At 66.0% G+C, this 20209-nt stretch carries 17 protein-coding genes and 1 pseudogene; 15 read left to right on the top strand and 3 right to left on the bottom strand.

The genetic code is table 11. The annotated features are described in order from the left end of the window. Nucleotides 1–3 precede the first annotated feature (3 nt). The 4 genes from ACZK4Z_RS10470 (at nt 4) to ACZK4Z_RS10485 (ending at nt 4794) form a co-directional block, all read left to right on the top strand. Nucleotides 4–1947, top strand: coding sequence for a DUF3857 domain-containing protein (locus tag ACZK4Z_RS10470; RefSeq protein ID WP_125895921.1), 1944 nt, complete (start codon nt 4–6; stop codon nt 1945–1947). A gap of 111 nt (nt 1948–2058) precedes the next feature. Next, complete coding sequence (gene lolA, locus ACZK4Z_RS10475) at nt 2059–2697, top strand: outer membrane lipoprotein periplasmic chaperone LolA (RefSeq protein ID WP_005413289.1); 639 nt, start codon at nt 2059–2061, stop codon at nt 2695–2697. Nucleotides 2698–2900: 203 nt separating this feature from the next. Beyond that, nucleotides 2901–4178: a replication-associated recombination protein A gene (locus tag ACZK4Z_RS10480; protein WP_014037159.1), complete on the top strand. Its 1278-nt coding sequence runs from the start codon at nt 2901–2903 to the stop codon at nt 4176–4178. Nucleotides 4179–4404: 226 nt separating this feature from the next. Next, complete coding sequence (locus tag ACZK4Z_RS10485; RefSeq protein ID WP_125894001.1) at nt 4405–4794, top strand: DUF805 domain-containing protein; 390 nt, start codon at nt 4405–4407, stop codon at nt 4792–4794. A gap of 73 nt (nt 4795–4867) precedes the next feature. Here the strand turns inward: ACZK4Z_RS10485 and ACZK4Z_RS10490 are convergent, their stop codons facing one another. Next, a complete protein-coding gene (locus ACZK4Z_RS10490) occupies nt 4868–5242 on the bottom strand; it encodes a hypothetical protein (protein WP_125894003.1) in 375 nt (124 codons plus the stop codon). A gap of 279 nt (nt 5243–5521) precedes the next feature. Here ACZK4Z_RS10490 and ACZK4Z_RS10495 point away from each other — a divergent pair, with 279 nt between their 5' ends. From ACZK4Z_RS10495 to ACZK4Z_RS10545, 11 genes are all read left to right on the top strand, one after another. Then, nucleotides 5522–6550: an alpha/beta hydrolase gene (locus tag ACZK4Z_RS10495; protein WP_125894005.1), complete on the top strand. Its 1029-nt coding sequence runs from the start codon at nt 5522–5524 to the stop codon at nt 6548–6550. Nucleotides 6551–6672: 122 nt separating this feature from the next. Further along, the gene (locus tag ACZK4Z_RS10500; protein WP_065723255.1) at nt 6673–8049 is read left to right on the top strand and encodes a YncE family protein; all 1377 of its coding nucleotides are present in this window, start codon (nt 6673–6675) and stop codon (nt 8047–8049) included. 51 nt (nt 8050–8100) lie between these two features. Next, complete coding sequence (locus ACZK4Z_RS10505) at nt 8101–9147, top strand: heme/hemin ABC transporter substrate-binding protein (RefSeq protein WP_125894007.1); 1047 nt, start codon at nt 8101–8103, stop codon at nt 9145–9147. Next, on the top strand, nt 9144–10187 hold the full coding sequence (locus tag ACZK4Z_RS10510) for a FecCD family ABC transporter permease (RefSeq protein ID WP_012511012.1): 1044 nt from the start codon (nt 9144–9146) through the stop codon (nt 10185–10187). The genes ACZK4Z_RS10505 and ACZK4Z_RS10510 overlap by 4 nt, the downstream gene beginning before the upstream one ends. Further along, complete coding sequence (locus ACZK4Z_RS10515; RefSeq protein ID WP_006366865.1) at nt 10184–10945, top strand: heme ABC transporter ATP-binding protein; 762 nt, start codon at nt 10184–10186, stop codon at nt 10943–10945. The genes ACZK4Z_RS10510 and ACZK4Z_RS10515 overlap by 4 nt, the downstream gene beginning before the upstream one ends. 221 nt (nt 10946–11166) lie before the next feature. Then, nucleotides 11167–11607: a hypothetical protein gene (locus tag ACZK4Z_RS10520; protein ID WP_125894009.1), complete on the top strand. Its 441-nt coding sequence runs from the start codon at nt 11167–11169 to the stop codon at nt 11605–11607. Between the two features lie 144 nt (nt 11608–11751). Continuing rightward, the gene (locus ACZK4Z_RS10525; protein ID WP_125894011.1) at nt 11752–12369 is read left to right on the top strand and encodes an energy transducer TonB family protein; all 618 of its coding nucleotides are present in this window, start codon (nt 11752–11754) and stop codon (nt 12367–12369) included. Between the two features lie 63 nt (nt 12370–12432). Beyond that, nucleotides 12433–13182, top strand: a complete 750-nt coding sequence (locus ACZK4Z_RS10530) for a hypothetical protein (RefSeq protein WP_125894013.1) — start codon at nt 12433–12435, stop codon at nt 13180–13182. A gap of 415 nt (nt 13183–13597) precedes the next feature. Beyond that, nucleotides 13598–15634: an elongation factor G gene (gene fusA / locus ACZK4Z_RS10535; RefSeq protein WP_125894015.1), complete on the top strand. Its 2037-nt coding sequence runs from the start codon at nt 13598–13600 to the stop codon at nt 15632–15634. 253 nt (nt 15635–15887) lie between these two features. Continuing rightward, on the top strand, nt 15888–16160 hold the full coding sequence (locus ACZK4Z_RS10540) for a hypothetical protein (RefSeq protein ID WP_005409616.1): 273 nt from the start codon (nt 15888–15890) through the stop codon (nt 16158–16160). Between the two features lie 110 nt (nt 16161–16270). Next, nucleotides 16271–17026, top strand: a complete 756-nt coding sequence (locus tag ACZK4Z_RS10545) for a SapC family protein (protein ID WP_032127340.1) — start codon at nt 16271–16273, stop codon at nt 17024–17026. On the opposite strand, the pseudogene ACZK4Z_RS10550 reads toward ACZK4Z_RS10545, so the two are convergent. Then, a pseudogene (locus ACZK4Z_RS10550) lies at nt 17027–19352 on the bottom strand (ATP-binding protein). After that, a complete protein-coding gene (locus ACZK4Z_RS10555; protein WP_260467336.1) occupies nt 19349–20095 on the bottom strand; it encodes a LuxR C-terminal-related transcriptional regulator in 747 nt (248 codons plus the stop codon). The pseudogene ACZK4Z_RS10550 and the gene ACZK4Z_RS10555 overlap by 4 nt, the downstream one beginning before the upstream one ends. Between the last annotated feature and the right edge of the window lie 114 nt (nt 20096–20209).

Here is a 20209-nt window from a genome sequence, read left to right on the forward strand (position 1 = left end):
CGCATGCTTCACCCCGTACCAAGCGCGCTGGCACTGGCGCTGGCAGCCTTCCTGGCTGCCGGCCCGGCACTGGCAGACACCGCCACCTCCGCGCCCGCCACGGCGCCGCCTTCCACCAGCGGCGATACCGAAGCCAGCAATAATTTCAGCATTGTCCGCTACCGCGCCGACTATCAGGTGCGGCCGGATGCAGGCAATGTGCAGACCGAAACCTACGAAGTCCTGCTCAAGACCAAGGCCTCGGTCGAGCAGTTCAGCCAGGTTCGGCTGAGCTACAGCGAGAAGATGGAGACGCTGGAAGTACTCGGCGCCTACACCATCACCGCCGACGGCCAGCGCCGCGACGTGCCGGCCGACCGCATCTACACCCAGGAAAGCTATTCCAGCGCCTCGGCGGCGATGTATGCCGACCGCAAGGTGCGGGTGATCGTGTTCCCGAACCTGGCCCCGGGCACGCGCCTGTTCTACCAGGTACGCCGCACCCAGGCCACGCCGTACTTCCCCGGCTACTTCGGCCTGTGGGAAACCTTCAATGTCTTCACCGAGTACGAGGACGCCGAGGTCACCCTGAGTGCGCCGGCCAACCTGCCGATGTTCGTCGACAGCCGCGGCGTGCAGGGTAGTGATCGCCCGACGGTGAAGAACGGCCAGGCACAGTGGCGCTGGCGCTACCAGCGTCGCGAAGCCATGCCAGCACAGAACTGGTCGGCGGCGGGCTGGGAGTTCGGCCCGAACATCATGGCCAGCACCTATCGTGACTGGTCGCAGATGGGTCGCGCCTACCAGCTCAAGGCCGGCCCGGCCGCGCAGGTCACGCCGGAGCTGCAGGCGCTGGCCGATGAGATCACCGCTGGCATCAGCGACCGTCGCGAGCAGGCCGACGCGTTGTACCGCTGGGTGGCGCAGAACATCCGCTACGTGGCGGTGTACCTGGGCAATGGTGGCCTGGAGCCGAACAGTGCGCAGAGCATCCTCGACAACCACTATGGTGACTGCAAGGACCATGTGACGATCCTGGAGGCGCTGCTGGCGGCCAAGGGCATCGCCAGCTCACCGGTGCTGATCGGTGCCGGTGGCGGCCCGACACTGCCGAAGATTCCGGTGCTGGGTCGCTTCAACCACGCCATCACCTACATCCCCGAGTTCGATCTGTACCTGGATTCGACCACCGCGTGGGCGCGCTTTGGGCAGTTGCCGGAAGGTGACCTGGGCGCACCGGTGATGCGTACCCGCGACGCCTCACTGGCGCGCACTCCGGCCAATACGCCGGAGCGCAATGCCACCTCGATGGAGGTGCGCTTCACCTTCGACGCCAACGGCAACCTGCGCGGCGAGACGATTCCGAAGCTGGGCGAGAACGCCGAGATCGGCATGCGCGCCCAGTTCTCCCAGCTCAACGCGCAGAACCGTGCGCGCGCTGAAGAGCAGATCATGGCCGCGTCCGGTTTCGATGGGCGAGGGCAGCTGCAGATCCAGGGCGTGCCGGTCGACCTGACCCGGCCGTTTGGCTATCGCATGGCGTTCCAGGCCGAGGACTACGCCGACTTCAGCGTGGCCGGCGGCATGGCCGTGCCGGATCCGCCGGGTGGCGAGTCGGTGCGTGGGCTGTACGCCACTGCCTCGGCGCCGGCCAACGAAACGCCGTTCTACTGCAATGCCAGCCTGCGCGAGGAAACCTATCGCCTGCAGTTCCCGGCCAATGCGCCGATCATCGCCATCCCGGCCAGCCAGCGTTTCGCCAATGCAGCCGGCGAGTACCGGGTGGACTGGAGTCGCGAGGGGCAGGAGGTGATCGTGCACCACCGCTTGCAGCAGAATGCAGTGCGTGGGCCAGAGGCGTTGTGCCAGCCGCAGGACTATCCGGCGTTCCGCGCGCTGTATCGCGAAGTGCGGCGTGGCTTCCGCGGCCAGGTGCTGTACGGCAAGCTGCCGGGATCCGGTGGCTGAATCGCCGATGGACGTTCAGGGCGGCATAATGTCGCCCTGATCGCCCATTCATCTTTCCCCGGGCACACTGGCAACCACCTTTCCTGGCGCCCGCGCCCACAGGATTCCCGCATGAACTTCCGCTTCCGCCGTTTCCTTGCCACCACCACCCTGGCCGTGGCCTGCGCCGCCGCCGGCAGCGCCTGGGCTGGCGCCCGCGATGACCTGAAGACCTTCACCAGCGGCCTGAAGGGCCTGGATGGCCAGTTCAGCCAGCAGGTGTTCGACAGCCGTGGCAAGGTGAAGGAATCGACCAGCGGTCGCGTGGCCCTGTCGGCGCCGCGCCTGTTCCGCTGGGAATACGTGCGCCCGCACGAGCAGTTGATCGTGGCCGACGGCAAGAAGGTCTGGATGTACGAGCCGGACCTGGAGCAGGCCACCGTGCGCGAGCAGGGCAAGGAAGAGCAGAACAGCCCGCTGACCGCGCTGATCAACCCGGCGCTGCTGGAGCAGCAGTACGACGTCAGCGAAGAGGCCGCGCAACGCGACGGCCTGCAGTGGCTGTCGCTGTCGCCGAAGCGCGAGACCGAAGCCAGCTTCCAGTACGCCGCGCTGGGCTTCAACGCCCAGGGCCTGGCCAAGATGGAAATCACTGATGCCGTTGGCCAGCGTACCGTGATCAGCTTCAGTGGCTGGAAGCGCAACCCGGGCTTCGCCGCCGGCACCTTCAGCTTTACCCCGCCGAAGGGCACCGACGTCATCGGTAATTGATCTGTGGCCCGGCGCAAACTGCTCTGGTGGGTGTCAACCTTGGTTGACACGCTTTTGATCTGCCGGCCAGCGGCCGGCACTACCGGAATCGTGGCCACCCGGCGCGGTACAATGGCCGTGTGCCAAGACATCGCTCCACTTCATTCCCCGGCCCCGATCTGCTGAGCGTCGATCGGGAACATCTGCGCCCGCTGGCCGAGCGCATGAGACCGCGAACCCTCGACGAAATGGTCGGGCAGAAGCGCCTGCTCGCGCCGGACAGTGCGCTGCGCCGCGCGGTCGAATCCGGTCGCGTGCATTCGATGATCCTGTGGGGGCCGCCGGGCTGCGGCAAGACCACGCTGGCCCTGCTGCTGGCCGAATATTCCGACGCCGAGTTCCGTGCGATCTCCGCAGTGCTGTCCGGCCTGCCGGAAGTGCGCCAGGTGCTGGCCGAGGCGGCGCAACGGTTCGCCGAAGGCCGCCGCACCGTGCTGTTCGTGGATGAGGTGCATCGCTTCAACAAGGCGCAGCAGGATGCGTTCCTGCCGCACATCGAGCGCGGCACCATCCTGTTCGTCGGTGCCACCACCGAGAACCCGTCCTTCGAGCTGAACTCGGCGCTGCTGTCGCGCTGCCGCGTGCATGTGCTGGAAGGTGTTTCGCCTACCGACATCGTCGAGGCGCTGGAGCGTGCGCTGGGTGACCGCGAACGCGGCCTGGGCGAGGAGGGCATCGAGGTCGCCCCCGAGCTGCTGCTGGAAATCGCGACCGCCGCCGACGGCGACGTGCGCCGCGCGCTGACCCTGTTGGAAATCGCTGCCGAGCTGGCGGGCGGGGAGGGGGGTCGCATCACCCCGCAGACCCTGACCCAGGTGCTGGCCGATCGCACCCGTCGCTTCGACAAGGGCGGCGAGCAGTTCTACGACCAGATCTCAGCGCTGCACAAGTCTGTTCGCAGTTCCAACCCGGATGCCGCGCTGTACTGGCTGACCCGGATGCTCGATGGCGGCTGCGATCCGTCCTACCTGGCCCGCCGGCTGACCCGCATGGCCATCGAGGACATCGGTCTGGCCGATCCGCGCGCGCAGAGCATGGCGCTGGAGGCCTGGGACATCTACGAGCGGCTGGGTAGCCCGGAAGGCGAACTCGCGTTCGCTCAGTTGGTGCTGTACCTGGCCAGCACCGCCAAGTCGAATGCAGGCTATGCGGCCTTCAACCAGGCCAAGGCCGATGTGCGCGAGAGTGGCACCGAAGAAGTGCCGCTGCACCTGCGCAATGCGCCGACCAAGCTGATGAAGGAGCTGGGCTATGGTGCCGAGTACCAGTATGACCATGATGCGGAAGGCGGTATCGCACTGGACCAGACCGGCTTCCCGGATGCGATGGGCGAGCGCGTGTATTACAACCCGGTGCCGCGCGGCCTGGAAATCAAGCTGAAGGAAAAGCTGGATCGGCTGCGCGCCGAGCGCGAAGCGGCAAGGGCGGCAAAGGGTCGTTGAGCCCGCTCTTGTAGAGTCGAGCCATGCTCGACTCCGCTCTTGCACGGACTACGGGTGCCTTCTGGAACAGCAGTCGAGCATGGCTCGACTCTACAGAGGGCAATGGCAGTCGAGCATGGCTCGACTCTACAGGGGGGCAATGGCAGCCGGGCGTGGTTCGTCGCCACATTGTCCTGTGCGCCTGCATTTGGCACACTCCGCGGCTTCTCTTTCAAGGATCGATGCCGTGCAGGAAATGATTCTGCCGTTGAAGCGCTACGCCCAGTTCGAGGGCCGCGCCAACCGCCGCGAGTACTGGATGTACCAGCTGTTCCTGTTCCTGGTCGCAATTGCGGTGATGATGCTGGCCGGTGTGCTGGCGATCCTCCTGCGCAACAGTCCCGATGCACTGGCCGGCATCCTGATCGGCATGGTGGTGCTGCTGGGCGTGATGTGGCTGGCCACGATCATGCCGCTGATTGCCGTGACCGTGCGCCGCCTGCATGACTGCAACCAGTCGGGCTGGCTGTTCCTGCTGGCGCTGGTGCCGGGCGGTGGCATTGTGATCATGATCTTCTCGCTGCTGCCGGGCACGCCGCAGGAGAATGTTTACGGTCCGGTGCCTTCGGGGCCGTGATCTTGCATGAGTCGAGCATGGCTCGACGCTACAGAGGCAAAGAGAAGAAGCCGGCGTTTCGCCGGCTTCGTCGTTATTTCAGGGTGCAATCGCCGAAGGACAGGTAGTCCGTGCCGGAGCTGAACTGCAGCGTGCAGCTGGCGGTGAAGGTGGCGCCTTCTTCCAGTGCGCCCAGCTTGGCCGCCTGTTGTTCGTCGTCGGTTGTCAGCCGGGCCAGGACACTGCCCTGGTCATCGCCCGCTTCGATCAGCGGCTCGCCCGCCAGGTTGCTGGAGACGCCCAGTGCCACGGCGGTGAACGTCACCGTCTGGTTGAGTTGGTCCATGCTCAACGTCGAATTGCCGGCCTCTTCAAAGGCCTGGTAGAGCGACGGCAGATCCTGCGCGGCGTGGGCGGCCAGCGGGGCGAGCAGGCCGAGGGACAGGGCGATCAGTGCGGTGTGCTTCAAGGGTTCTCACAATCATGGGATCCAATCCCATGGCGGTTGTGTGCAGATGAACGCGACCCGGATGGCGGCAAGTGCCCGCCATCCACGGCTGCGCTGGAAGCGGGGCGATCCAATGCCCCGATGGCCGGCAAAATAGGGGAATTGCCGCCCCTTGCGCAACCCGGCATGCGCGCGCGTGATACACAGCGTGACGTTCGATCGATGTGATAATCATTCGCGTTTAAGGTAGACTGCGGTCCCTTGTGAACCGGCGGCCGTGAGCCGCTTCTGCCGCCGCTGATGAAGCATTTCGTCCCGCCTTCGCGCCGTGGTCCACTGGCCCGCGGCCTGGTCGCCTTGATGATGGGTCTGCTCCTGGCCACCCCGTACGTCCATGCGCAGCAGCGCAATCCGCTGCAGAAGATCGGCCACACCGTGCTCGACGAGCCGGCGGTCAGTTATCGCTTCGAGCATTTCGTGGTGGACAGTCCCGACCAGCAACGCCGCTGGCGGGTGAATGTGGCGATCCCGGCCAAGGCCAGCAACGCGCCGCTGCCGGTGCTGTACGCGCTGGATGGCAATGCCGTGGCGATGGTGCTGGATCAGCCGTTGCTGGCCGAGCTGGCGGCACGCAAGGCGCCGCCGGTACTGGTGCTGATCGGTTATGACAACGACCTGCGCATCGATTCCAAGGCGCGCACCCGCGACTACACCGCGTGGATCGACCGCGCCGACGACGAGAGCGGTACGACCCAGGCGGTCGGTGGCGGTGCTGCCGCGTTCCTGGATGTGATCGAACGCCGCATCAAGCCGGAAGTCGAGCGCCGCGCACGCATTGATACGCAGCAGCAAGCACTCTGGGGCCACTCGCTGGGTGGGTTGTTCGTGCTCAATGCGCTGTACACCCGTCCCGCCGCCTTCCAGTCCTATCTGGCGGCCAGTCCGTCGCTGTGGTGGAGCCAGGGCGCGGCGCTGGGTGATCCGGAACAGCAGTTCGTGCAGAACGTCCATGGCCAGCCAGCAAAGCTCTGGCTGATGCTGGGCGGTGCCGAGCGTGTCGGTGATCGCGGCAAGCGCGACATGAGTAATCCGCGCGTGGTCGCACACCTGCGCCGCATCGGTGGTGCCACCCCGGATGCGGCGATGCAGCTGTCCGAGCGGTTGGCCAAGGTGCCGGGCATGCGCGTGCAGTACCGCGAGTTCGACGGCCTCGGTCACGGCCCGATGCTGCCTGCGTCGTTCCATGCCGCGTTGCATGAACTGTACGGCGTGACCGACCGCAGTGCCGGTGACGGCGCACCCAATAGCGGTGACAACGCCGCCGAATGAATCCCTTCGCATGCCAAGGCGTGCGACCCCACTACCCAGGCGAGGCTGCCGATGTGCAGCGGCCCAGGCAACCGATGAATCCCGCGTCACGTGGCGCGGCCTACGTGTGCAAGGAGCCTTCCATGTCGTTCCGTCCGTCTTTCCGTCTCACATCTCTCGCCGCTGGCCTGTTGCTGGCCGTGACCGCCACCGCACAGCCGGTGTTCGATCAGCCGGCCAACGCCACCTTCAAGGGCGAGGTCGTCTCGCGCGGTGAGAACGTGGTTCCCGGCAGCACTGCCGACGTGGTCGGTCGCGGTTTCGTGCCGGGCCAGAAAGTCAGCCTGTTGCGTGGCGACAGCGTACTCAACACGCAGCCGCTGGTGGTCGATGCCGATGGCAACTTCAAGACCCAGCTGAGCATTCCGGCCGACGCCGTGCCGGGTACCCACCCGGTGGTGGTGCGCGCCAGCCAGCCGGCTGCAGCCACCGTGCTGAAGCTGCGCGTCTCGCCGCAGCTGCCGCTGTCCGGCCAGGCGCAGTTCGCCACCCAGTCCAACAAGCTGGTGCCGGGCCTGTATCAGTCCGCCTACAGCGCCGCCAGCAACGCGGTGTTCGTGACCTCGGCCGTGGGCCGCCCGCCGGTGACCCAGTCGCAGCTGTTGAAGCTGGACCCGAAGTCGCTGAAGGTGACCAAGGCGATCACCCCGGCGCAGGTGCCGGGCAGCACCAATGGCGCGGTCTACGCGGTCTACGGCGTTGGCGTGGATGACACCAACGGCAATGTATGGGTCACCAACACCCGCCAGAACTCCATCGCGGTCTACCGCCAGAAGGACCTGTCGCTGGTCCACCAGTTCCCGGTCGATGCCGTGCCGCACGCGCGCGACGTGGTGGTTGATGGCACCCACGGCAAGGTGTTCGCCTCGGCCACGGGCGAGGACCATCTGTCGGTGTTCGACGCCAAGACCCTCAAGGAGCTGCCGGCGGTGACGCTGGAGTCCGGCGTGGACGACGGCAAGTTCACTCCGATGAGCCTGGTGCTGGACGAGAAGGGCGGCAAGCTGTTCACCGTCAGCATCGGCACCCCGGAAGCGGCAGTGATCGACGTGGCCAGCGGCAAGGTCGAGAAGGTCATCGACCTGGGCAACTCGATCAGTGCCTCGGGCGTGGCCTTCGACGCAGCGCGCAACCGCCTGTACGTGGCCTCGCAGGGCACCGACAACCTGCTGATCGTCGATGTGGCCGCCGGCAAGGTGCTGCACGATGTGCCGGTCGGCGCCGGCGCGCTGAACGTCGCCTTCGATGATGCGTCCGGCCTGGCCTACGTCAGCAACCGTGGCGCTGGCACGGTCACCGTGGTGAACGGTGACGGCAAGGTGGTCGCCAACCTCGACGGCGGCACGCTGCCGAACCACGTCCGTGCCGATGGCAAGGGCAACGTGTTCGCGGTGAACAAGTCGCGTGGCGCCGAAGACCCGAAGGGTGACCGCATCACCCGCATCACCCCGAAGCAGTAAGTCACACGGCAGGGCGGCGTGCGCGTCGCCCTGCCAGCAAGGAGAACGAGCATGAACATCGCGTCCCGTCTGCGCCTGTGTGCGCTTCCGTTGGCTGTCTCGCTGGCACTGGCTGCCTGTGGCGGTTCATCGACGCCCTCGGACACCGGCAAGCCGGTTGAACCCGCCGCCGCAACCGCGGCTGGCGAAGCCGCGTTGCCGGCTGGCTGGCAGCGCGTGGCCGGCACCGATATGCCGGCCGTGCGCGATCAGAAGGCTGTGCTGCCGGCCCAGGTGCATTCCGATGACGGCGCCGACGTCGAGGTGGCCGATACCAGCCGCATCATTGCCGGTGGTGACGACGTGATCGCGGTGATCGAGGCGCTCGGACTGGACAAGCAGGTGTTCGCCGCGCCGACCAACACCACCACCGGGGCCGGCCTGGCCGCGCCGCACCAGTTCCTGTTCAACCGCACCACGGGCGTGGAGGGCGTGCTGAGCCTGCAGGGCTCGCTGTTCCTCGGCAACAGTCTGCGCCGCCACACCGAACTGGCGAAGAAGCTGCGCGAGGTGGGTGAACCGGCGGTGGTCATCGATGACCTGCAGCCGGCGCCGGACAAGGTGCGCAAGGTCGCCGCCGCACTAGGGCTGGCCGAGGCAGGGCAGACGCTTGCCACACAGGTGCAGCGTCAGCTCGACGAGGCTGCAGCGATTGGCAAGGGGTTGGGCCATGCGCCACGAGTGATCCACGTCTCGGCCACCGGCGCCGGTGGCTCACCAACCGTTGCAGGTGCCGACAGTGCGTCGGCGCAGCTGATCGCACTGGCGGGCGGCATCAACATCGGTACCGAAGCGGGAGTGAAGAACTACTCGCAGCTGAGCAATGAGGGCGTGGTCGCGGCGGCACCGGAAGTGATCCTGGTGACCGAGCATGACCTGCAGCTGTTCGGCGGTGCCGAAGGCCTGTGGAAGGCGTACCCGACGCTGAAGCAGACCCCGGCCGGGCAGGCCAATCGGGTCTGGGTGATGCCGGATGTGCAGCTGAAGTACACCAGTGTCGGTTCCGGTGCTGGTGCGCTGGCGCTGGCCAAGGCCCTGGCGGCGTTGCCGAAGGCATGAGTCCGGCGGATCGGCGCCGCCGTCGCGGGCGGACGATGTTGCTGGTGGCGTTGCTGGCACTGCTGGGGGCAGTGCTGGCCTCGTTCGCCGTGGGTCCGTTGCGGCTGCCGCCGATGGAGGTGATGCAGGCGTTGGCGGTGAAGCTGGGTCTGCTCGATCCACAGGCGGTCAGCAGCCGCGACCTCGCCGTGGTCTGGCAGCTGCGTATTCCGCGTGCCCTGTTGGGCGCGATGGTCGGTGCGTCGCTGGCGATGGCCGGTGCCAGCCTGCAGGGCCTGTTCGGCAATCCGCTGGCCGATCCCGGCATTGTCGGTGTCAGCCAGGGTGCTGCGCTGGGTGCAGTCGCTGCCATTGTTCTCGGCGCTGCGGGCGCAGCCGGCTGGCTGGTGCCGGTGGCTGCATTCGCTGGTGGTGCACTGGCGATCGGCCTGACCTACGCATTGGCCCGGCCCGGCAAGGGTACGGGCAACGCCACGCTGCTGCTGGTCGGTATCGCGATGGCCGCGTTCTGCTCGGCGTTGATCGGTTTCCTCACATATATCGCCAGCGAAAGCGAGCTGCAGTCGCTGGTGTTCTGGCAGATGGGCTCGCTGGCGCGCGCCAACTGGGCCGATGTGGCGGCCGTGGTGCCGTTGTTCGCCATCGGTGTGTTCGCGCTGCAGCGATTGGCTACGCCGCTGGACATGCTGGCGCTGGGCGAACGCCAGGCACAGCACCTCGGGCTGGATGTCACCCGCACGCGTCGCCGCCTGGTGGCGTTCAGTGCGCTGCTGGTGGGCGCAGCGGTGGCGTTTGCTGGTTCGATCAGTTTCGTCGGCCTGGTGGTGCCGCACGTGGCGCGCCTGCTGGTCGGCCCTGGTCATCGCTGGTTGCTGCCGTTGTCCGGCCTGCTGGGTGCACTGCTGATCGTGGTGGCCGACACCGCCGCGCGCACATTGGATCCGCCGGCGGAGATTCCGCTGGGCCTGTTCTCGGCTGCGCTGGGCGCGCCGTTCTTCCTGTGGCTGGTGCTGCAGCAGCGCCGCAAGGCCGCACCATGAGCGTGTTGTTGAAGCTGCACGAAGTGGTGGTGCGCCGCCAGCAGCGCGAGATCCTGCACGGCATTTCGCTGGCGTTTGAACCGGGTACGGTCACCGCACTGGTTGGCCCGAATGGCGCGGGCAAGTCCACGTTGCTGGCTGTGGCGGCAGGTGACCTGCGTGCCGACGCTGGCGAAGTAAGCCTACTCGGCAAGCCGTTGGCCGGTTACAAGGCCGGGCCGCTGGCACGCGAGCGCGCGGTGATGCCGCAGGAGCATGGCGTGCGCTTCGCCTTCAGTGTGGAAGAAGTGGTGGCGATGGGCCGGCTTCCGCATCCGCCGGATCCAGCCGTGGATGACGCCCAGGTGGAAGCGGCAATCGATGCCGCTGAACTGCAGGCGCTGCGCCTGCGCGAGGTGCAGCAGCTGTCGGGCGGTGAATCGGCACGGACCACGTTCGCGCGCGTGTTGGCGCAGGACACGCCGCTGCTGCTGCTGGATGAGCCGACCGCAGCGCTGGATCTGCGTCACCAGGAACGCACGCTGCGCAGTGTGCGCGCCTGTGCCGAAGCAGGTGCTTGCGTGATCGTGGTGCTGCACGACCTGAATCTGGCCGCTGGCTATGCCGACCGCATCGTGCTGCTGGAGCAGGGCAGGGTGGCGGCAGACGGTACGCCGCTGCAGGTGCTGACCGAAGATAATCTGCAGCGGGTCTACCAGCAGGATGTGGTGGTGTTGGAGCACCCAAGGCGTGGGGTGCCGCTGGTGGTGGTGACCTGATATCAGGGTGATGTCGTAAATAGCCGCGTCTTTGACAACACCCTGAGCTGATTTTCGGTGATTCTCCGCCCTGCCACCGGGGAAGCTGGTGTGTTGGGCCTTGGGGTGGCAGGAGCTGCGCTGGCTGCGCCCTCCCTTCAGGTACGAGCGCTGCTAGTTGATTGTTGCTTTGATGTTTCGGGCTGACTGACCATGGGGCATTCCGGAGCAGGGAAGTCCATATGTTCACCTTTGGCCGCGAGCATGAAATCAAATGCGCGATTAGCAGACACCACAAGGATGATGAGCTCCAGATGGTGCTTGCCATCGTCAACGCCATTCACGATTTCAAGGACGGCATCGTTCCGATCGAGAGCGCAGTGAATGCGATTCGCAAGGGTCTTGTGGACGGCGCCTCGGGGACATGGGAGACATCTGGTAGCTGGCTTTGCAAGCTGAATGACGCGTATCCAACTACAGAGTGCGTCTGGTTTGAACTGGCATCGCACTCCACGGCCAAGGTCAGATTCCGAGTGGCTTGCCACATGCTTTGGATCTCAGAGGGGCTTGCCGCGAGGTTGTATCCGATACTCGCAAAGGATAGGAGCCGGCGCGTCAGGGAGCAGACGCAAGGAAAATGGGACTACCTGCAGTACCCGGAAAAGTACGGTGGGGATTCATAGCCCCTATCTTGGGGGGCTGCCAAACTCCAAGCAGTAGATCCTACTGGTCCGCGCTTGGCCTGCCGCCTGAGATGTAGACCAGTGCTGGCCGGGGCTTAGCGCGGGTAGTGGTCATAGGCCATTCCATGCGCAAGGGAGGACCCGATGAGCATTTGCTGGAATTGGTTGTCCTTTCCTGTGCATCTCAGAAAAGTTGCATGGCACTGGAGTGCTTCCGCTGGGATCGTGCTGGGAGATATGCACTGCTCCGAAAATAGTATGAATCGCGCACACTACATCTCACTGCTCATCAGCCTTCTGGTGTTGCCCAGCTGTGCTCCTGGGCCTGGAAGTGCTGCGAAAACGCGATACATCTGCAACAGCCGCTTGGAGGGAGCAAGCGATCAATGTGCAGATGAGGCTTTGGCAGCCCTGCAACGCATTGTTGCCGGGCGTGGAAAGCGATTCGAGCGTAGGGATGACTGCTCTGCCATCTCCAGCCGGAGCGAGAGCGTGGGAATTTCGTTCTTTTCCCAGGTGCTGCGTCCGCTGGAATATCCGCCAGAGAAGCGCTCTGGCGGTGTGGCGCGCTTGCGGATGCACGTGGATGCCTCGGGCCTGCTTCAGTCCGTTGAGGTTGTTCAGTCAAGCGGTGATCCTGCACAGGATGCTGCTGCCATCGAGCATGCATGGGGATGGTGCTGCGTCCCTGCGCAGCGCGCTGGAAAAGTCGTTGGCGGCACGGTTGAAGAGACTTTCCCCTTTGACATCGAAGCGCTGTAGTCCCGGTAGCCTCGATCGTGCCGGGTATCATGTTGGGCTTTCCGCCATCAAAGGAATGACCCCATGCGATTCAAACTCCCGCGCTTTGTACTTCTTGTTTCGTGTGTTGCCACGACGTGCGCGGCCCACGCCGCGTCCGCATCCTCGGTCTCCCTGATCAAGGCCGCCGAGCAGGCCTCGCTGATCGAGAGCCGGTACTCCGCCGGCGGGAGTGCTCCGGTGGTTCCGGTGACGACCCGCTATTTCGCCAGTGATGAAGTGCTCATCAGCTGGGATGACCAGCAGGTGCTGATGCTGTGCAGGGAGGCGGTGTACCTGCAGATTCCTGCCGGCAAGGCAGGTGACGTTGCGCTGGCCGCCGAACAGCGGCAGATGATTGCCTATCAGGCAATGATGTCCGGCCTAGGTTCGCTTGCGACCGTGGCCGAAGCGGCAGGTGATTCCGTGATGGTGGCAGACGACGGCAGCGAGACCCGTCGTGCGGGCGAGAGCAGCTGGGCCTACGGGGTGGAACGCCATGACGTCACTACCCAGCGCATGGCCGATGGCGCGCTGCGGATCCGGGCGCGCAAGACCGAGACCGTGAACAAGGCCAAGCCTGCGGAGCCGGACGACATGTTCAGTACCGAAGACGACCAGGCGGCGCGACTGTCGGAGCTGGCGCCGGTCGGCAGCTGGACCGAGGTGGTGGTCCATGGCGGCCCGCGCCAGGCGCAGGTGGATCCGACGATGTCGTTGAAGGGCTGGATCTCGATGGGGGACGACCAGGCTGCGACGGTGGGTGAGGCGCGCAAGCTGCACGACTGCAAGTAAAGCAGGGCAGGGGTCAGAGCCCTCTGCCGCCGCAAAGTGATCCGACCCCGATGCCGGTCGGTCTCATCGTTCTATCTATGTGCGCAATATTCACTTGCGCGCCAGATTGGCAGGTCTAGAATGCGCCCCATGAACCGGATGCCGCTCCTGAAGTTTTTCACCCTGACCCGCGCAAGCGCGGAACGGGCGTGTCTGCCTGGAGCCCCACGAGGCCGTTGAAGCGGCCATCACTGGAGCTTCGACAGAGCGCCCTCCGGGGCGCTCTTTTCGTTTCCGCAGTTCCATTTCCCGTAACCCGATGTACCGCAAGGAGAACGTGCCATGCACCAGATCGCAGAGACCGAACGCTAGCCGCGCGCCCTGTCGCCAACCGGGGTGCGCGGCCCCCGAAGTTGGCTTTGCAGGAACCTTTCTCATGAACACACAAGTCCTTTCCCGCCGTCGCAACCTCGGCATCATTGCCCACATCGACGCCGGCAAGACCACGCTGACCGAACGCCTGCTGTGGAAAAGCGGCGAGATTCACCGCGTCGGCGAAGTGCACGACGGCAATGCGACCACCGATTTCTCGGCGATCGAGCGCGAGCGTGGCATCACCATCGGCGCCGCCGCCGTGCAGGCGCAGTGGGCGCCACGCGACCTGCCGCCGCATCGGCTGACCCTGATCGACACTCCCGGCCACATCGACTTCGCCATTGAAGTCGAGCGTTCGCTGCGTGTGCTCGACGGCGCCGTCGCCGTGTTCTCGGCGGTGGACGGCGTGCAGCCGCAGTCAGAGACGGTGTGGCGCCAGGCGCGTCGCCATCGCGTGCCGCTGATCGCCTTCGTCAACAAGATGGATCGCGTCGGCGCCTCGTTCGAGCGCGTGCTGGAGCAGCTGCAGGACAAGCTGAGGGCGCGGCCGTGGGCGCTCGGTGTGCCACTGGGCAGTGAAAGCGATTTCAACGGCTGGGTCGACCTGGTCGATGAGCGCGTGCTGCACTGGCAGGATGGTGCCGTAACCACGGTGGCCCCGTGGGACGACGCGGCGCGCACCCTGTGGCAGCCGCAACGCGACGCACTGGTCGAGGCCGTGGCCGACCACGACGAACTTCTGGCCGATGCCTGGCTGGAAGGTCGCGTGATCGATGCCGAACAGCTGCGCGCGGCGATCCGACGGGCGACGCTGGCCGGTGCGGGCGTGCCGGTACTGGCCGGTGCGGCCTTCAAGGACAAGGGCATCGAGACGCTGCTGGATGCGGTGGTCGATTACCTGCCGTCGCCGCTGGATCGGCCTGCCGTGACCGCTGAAAGCGAGAGCGGCGAGGTGGTGCTGCCGCCGGATCCAGACGGTCCGCTGGCGGGCCTGCTGTTCAAGATCACCCACCAGCAGCACGGCGCATTGAGCTTCGTGCGGCTGTACTCGGGCACCTTGAAGGTCGGTGATGCCGTGGCCAGTTCGCAGCATCCGCAGGGTCGACGTGTCAGTCGCCTGGTGCGGGTGCAGGCCGACCAGACCCACGACATCGAACAGGCCGTGGCCGGTGACATCGTCGCGGTGCTGGGCTGGAAGGATGCGGTCAGTGGCGAAACGCTGAGCGGCCGTGCGCAGCCGCTACGCCTGGAGAACATCCAGGCACAGGCGCCGGTGCTGGCCTGGCGGCTGGAGCCGGCGCGTGCGGCCGACCTGATCCGGATGGCGCAGGGTCTGGCCAGCCTGGCCCAGGAAGACCCCTCGTTCCGCGTCGAAACCGATGGCGACACGGCGGAGACCCTGGTCTGGGGCATGGGCGAGCTGCACCTGGAGGTGATGGTCGAGCGCCTGCGCAGCGAATGGAAGGTCGAGGTGGGCGTAGGTTCGCCGCGCGTGGCCTACCAGGAGACACCGCTGCGTGCGATGGCCGGCGTGGTGGGGCGGCTGGTCAAGCAGACCGGTGGCCAGGGCCAGTTCGCGCATGTGGTGCTGGATGTATCGCCGCGCGAGGACGACCAGGTGGTGTTCAACGACCGCATCGTCGGTGGCGTGGTGCCGCGCAGCTTCATCGCGGCGGTGGAGAAGGGCGTGCGTGCCGCGCTGTCGGAAGGTCCGCAGGGCCATCCGGTGGTCGGTATCGAGGTCAGTCTTGTCGATGGCCAGACCCATGCCAAGGACTCGTCGGAGATGGCGTTCCACCGTGCCGGTGCCGAGGCGATCAAGGCGGCGCTGGTGGAGGGCGGTACGCAGCTGCTGGAGCCGGTGATGGCGGTGACGGTGCATTCGCCGTCGGCGTCGGTGGGTGATGTGGTTGGCGACCTCAACCGCCGCCATGGTCGCATTGCCCGCATCGACGACCAGGACGGTCGCGCCGAGGTCAGCGGCTTTGCGCCGCTGGCGCAGCTGGTGGGTTACACCACATCACTGCGTTCGCTCAGCCAGGGGCGGGCCAGCAGTGAGGCGCACCTGCATGGTTACGAGCCGGTACGCGCTGCATGAGGAAAGGCGAGGGGAGCCCGTGAGCGGGCTCCCTTTTTTTGTCGTCGGGAACGCCCATCCACGCATGGCGTGGATCTACCGGGTGATCGGGTTGCAGGCCCTGCAGTAGATCCACGCCATGCGTGGATGAATTCGCATCGACACCGGGATAATGCACTGCATCGCAACAAAACTGCAGAAAAAGCTGGATTAAAGTGATGCCTCACGATAAATTGCGCACCCCCCGTTGCTCGCCGCCGCCCGCACCCCTCTCATGCGTGATGACAAAGACCCCGGAACCCTGGAGCTGACCCTGCCGCGAAAGCGCGGTCGTCCGCCCAAGTTCGGGTACGCAATGAGTGACGCGCAGCGCGCAGCACGCTACCGCGCGCGCCGGGCTGGGCAGGCCAACCACGCCGATGTGCGCTCCTGCTCGGACATGGTGCTGCTGGACAAGATCCGCGCTGCGGTGAGCGCGCGCGACACCGAGCTGGCCGGGTTCCTGGTCCACGTCCTCTGGCAGCGCTACCCCCTGCAGTTGAAATAGGCCGTCGGTGGGGTGGCCGTTGTCATCGAGCTTGTTGATAATGCGGGATTCAGGTTGTTCCCGCTGGCGCGCCCGGGATGGCAGGCGCGCATGATCGAACGGTTCCCAAGATGACGACCACCAGCGACACCACCACCGAAGCGGCGCCGAGCAGCGCCCCCCTGTTCTACACCCGTCCGGTGCCGCTGCAGGCCGATGTGCATGCCGATCTGCGCATCCTGCCGGGCAGGCTTGAGTTTGCCGCCGGCAACAACGCCATTCCGCTGGTGCTGGGCGAGTTCTCGCTGGCCCTGCACCACTTCCCGATCCTGTTCGCCGGCCCGACCGCCGTGCCGATGGCCGCCGTCGGCGTTTCCGATCAGAACCTGTTCATCAAGGACGGCCTGTGGGAAGACGAGGCCTATATCCCGGCCTACCTGCGTCGCCACCCCTTCATCTTCATCGACACCGGTGCAGACAACGACTTCCTGCTGGGCATCGACGAAGAGAGCGCGCGCGTGGTCAAGGGCGGTGACGAAGGCCAGCCGCTGTTCGTTGATGGCAAGGCCACCGACATGGTGCAGCAGGCGTTGGAGTTCTGCGGCCAGTACACCCGCGAACACGAACAGACCCAGGCCTTCTCCAAGGCCCTGATCGACAACGGCCTGCTGGTCGAGCGCAACGCCACCGTGCGCACTCCGGATGGCCGCGAGTTCAATCTCAACGGCTTCCTGGTGGTGGACGTCGAGAAGTTCGTGGCGCTGCCGGAAGCGACCGTGGTCGAGTGGCACCGCAGCGGCTGGCTGGCGCTGATCCACCAGCACCTGATGTCGCTGGGTCGCTTCAATGACCTTACCCGTCGCCAGGTCGAGCGCCTGGCGGCCTGATCAGGTCGATGGTGCGGCTTCCGCCCTGCGGGAGCCGTGCCACTGCTGCAATCCCCGCAGCAGTCGCCGCGCCTCGACCCAGTCAGGCGCGGCTTCATGCCCCAGTTCCCACAGGTCGGCCGCCGTGCCGGCCTGATCCGTTGCCCGGCACATCTGCAGCGTTCCCTGCAGCCGGTGTGCATGATGGAGCAGTGTCGAGGCATCGGCGTCCTGCACGGCCTGTTCAATCCTGGCCAGCTCATGGGCAATGTCCGCAGCGTAATCCGGCGCGGCGCGAGGGGTGTCATCGGGCGCAGTGCCGTGCGCCGAGGGCGGCAGGTCCAGCGCCTGCAGCAGGCTCGCAACCTGCAGCGGCTTGACCAGGATGGCGTCGAAGCCGGCCCTTCGGCAGCGTGCCGCGTGCCGGCGCCCCGTGCGGGCGGACAGGGCAATCACTCGCAGAGGTGCCTGTGCCTGCGCACGCAGCTGCTGCGCCAGTGCATAGCCATCCGAGCCGCGAAGCCCGATATCCAGTACGACCGTGCCGCGCGGTCGTAGCGCTTGCTCGGCCAATGCGGCGTCGGCATCGGCAACCGCGCGTACGTCGGCGCCCAGCCGACGCAGTTGCTCTGCGACGACATGCCGGCTGAGTGCATGATCTTCGACAAGGAGCAGGTCGATGCCGGTCAGTGGCGACTGCTGCAGCGGCTCGATGGGCGGCTGATCGCCGTGAACGGCGCGGACCGGCAATCGCAGGGTGAAACGGCTGCCGCGCCCATGCACGCTGTGTGCGGTCAGGTTGCCGCCCATGGCAACGGCCAGTTCGTGCGCAATCGTCAGGCCCAGTCCGCTGCCGCCACGTCTCTGGCCATCCTCGTTCTGCTGGAATGGTCGGAACAGAAGCGCCAGTTGAGCGGGTGCGATGCCGATGCCGCTGTCGATCACATCCAGCAACAGCTCCCGGGGAGACAGGGTGGGTTGTAGTTGCAGGCGCACCTCGATACCGCCGACATCGGTGAATTTCAGTGCATTGCCCAGCAGGTTGTCGACAATCTGGCGCAGTCCATCAGCATCGAGCACAACCACCGGCGCTGGATCGGGCGCGCGATCCAACTGGAGTGACAGCCCTCTCCGCAGTGCCTCCGGCCGGATTGCTTCCAGTGCACGGGCACAGAGTTGGCCGACGTCGCAGGGCGTGGGATGCGGCCTGAAGCTGCCGCTGGCAAGGCGCGAGAACGCCAGCGAGCGATCGAGCAGCCTGCGCAGCGAGTGGCCGGCGGCAAGGGCAGCCGCGAGCAGTTCACGCTGCCCCTTGGGCAGGTGTGACTGGCTCAGCAGGTCGATCGAAGCCAGTACTGTCTGCGCGGAATTGCGCACTTCATGGCTGATCATTCCCGCCGCGCGCCCGAGGCGTTGTTCCGCGCGGCCGATTCGCCAGCGTAACGCCTGCCAGAGCACGGGCAGGCCGATGAGTGCCGCGGCCAGACACAGCAACCAGAGCAGGAGCGGGGAACGCACACGATCCAGTGCGCTCTCGATGGATGTGGGCAGCATCTGCTGCGCCCACAACTCCAGCAGGCCTGCGTGCTCTTCGAGGGTGATGGCGCGCAGCGCCTGATCGATGCGCGCCAGCAGCTGCTGGTCCTCCCGGCGGACAAGCAGGTGCAGATCGGTAGAGAATCCGCTGTCGAACGGGTGCAATTGCAGGTTTCCCGTGAAGTGCTGCCGGATCATCGAGTGCAGCGTTGCTTCCAGGCCGATCGCAGCATCGGCGTTGCCGCTTTCAACAGCGGCCAGGGCCGCATGGCGGTCGGGGAGATGCAGGAGGCGGATCCGGGGGTGGTGGATCGTCAGCCAGTCGGCATAGGGGCCGCCGTCAACCACGGCCAGCAGCTGCGCCCTCACGCCGGTAATGTCACGGGGCGGGCGCCCATCTTTACGCACGGCCAATACCGTCTTGCCGCCATGGAAGGCGCCGGAGGCCATCAGGTCGGGACAGGGAAGCGGGTGATGCGAGGGGCTGCCCATGACCAGCACCAGGTCGGCCTCGTCCCGGCAGACGGCAGCGACCGCTGCGCTCGTGCTGGGGTAGTTGAGATCGCGGAAGCGCAGGCCGGAATGCCGAGCCACAAGCTTGGCATAGCCATGGGCGAGGGTGGGCAGTGCGCTTGAATCCGCCAGCGTTGGGGGGGAGCGGTCGCAATGATGGCGCGGTGGCAACCCGCACTTCGCGGCCGGCGGACCATCTCCGCAACTGTGCATCCTCGGCCGATGCAGCCGGCAGCAGGATCAGGGCCAGCAACAACGTGCACGACGTGCGCAGACGGAGGCGAACGCGCCGCCTCATTGGAGCTCCAGCTGCTGCCGCAGTGCATAGATCTCCACGTCATTACGCAACCCGAGCTTGCGCAGGGCGGCGACCTTCTGGGTGCTGACCGTCTTGACGCTGCGGTGGCGGCGCAGCGCGATCTCCGAGACAGTCAGGCCGGCCAGGAGCAGGTCCAGCACTTCGCGTTCATTGCGGCTTAGTTCCTCGCGGCACGCCGGGAACAGGCAATCAGCAGGGAGGCGGCACAGCCCCTGCGAGATGCGCACGATGGCATCAGACAGCATCTCCAGGGGCTCGGACTTGCTGACTACGCCGGAGATGCCGCTCGCCAGCAGGTGGTCGATGCGGGTGGTTGGCGTCAGCGTGGCGAAGGCGAGCAGGGGGATATGTGGAAAACACTTGCGCAGCAGGGGAACCAGCTCATCACTGCTGCGGTCGCCAGGCGCCAGGGTGAGATCGATGATGGCGACATCGACTGCCAGCTGGCGGAGGCTGCCGATGAGCTCGTCGCTGCGGGTGTGGCTGGCGACAATGCTGAAGCGAACGTCGCGAGACAGGTGCAGGACGGTGCCGCGGCGGACGATTTCGTGATCGTCCAGGAGTGCCAGCCGCAGTCGGCGCGGTGCAGGATATCCATTCATGCGCAGGGAGGTGATCGGCGCCCGCAGGGCGTGGCGATCATTCTGGCGCCGCTGTCGCGTCGAGCATCGAACTTGTTGGAATTTTGCGATTATTCCTAAGAATCGATGCGTAAAGCCCATCAATTCAATGCCGCCGATTGATGAGGTGGATCGTCAGGCCCCAGTTACGCGCTTCGGGGTCGCGAAGCCGGCAGCCGGGTTCCATGTAGACATTGAGATTGATCAACCACTGAT

The organism is Stenotrophomonas sp. 71799_Sma (assembly GCF_056482505.1).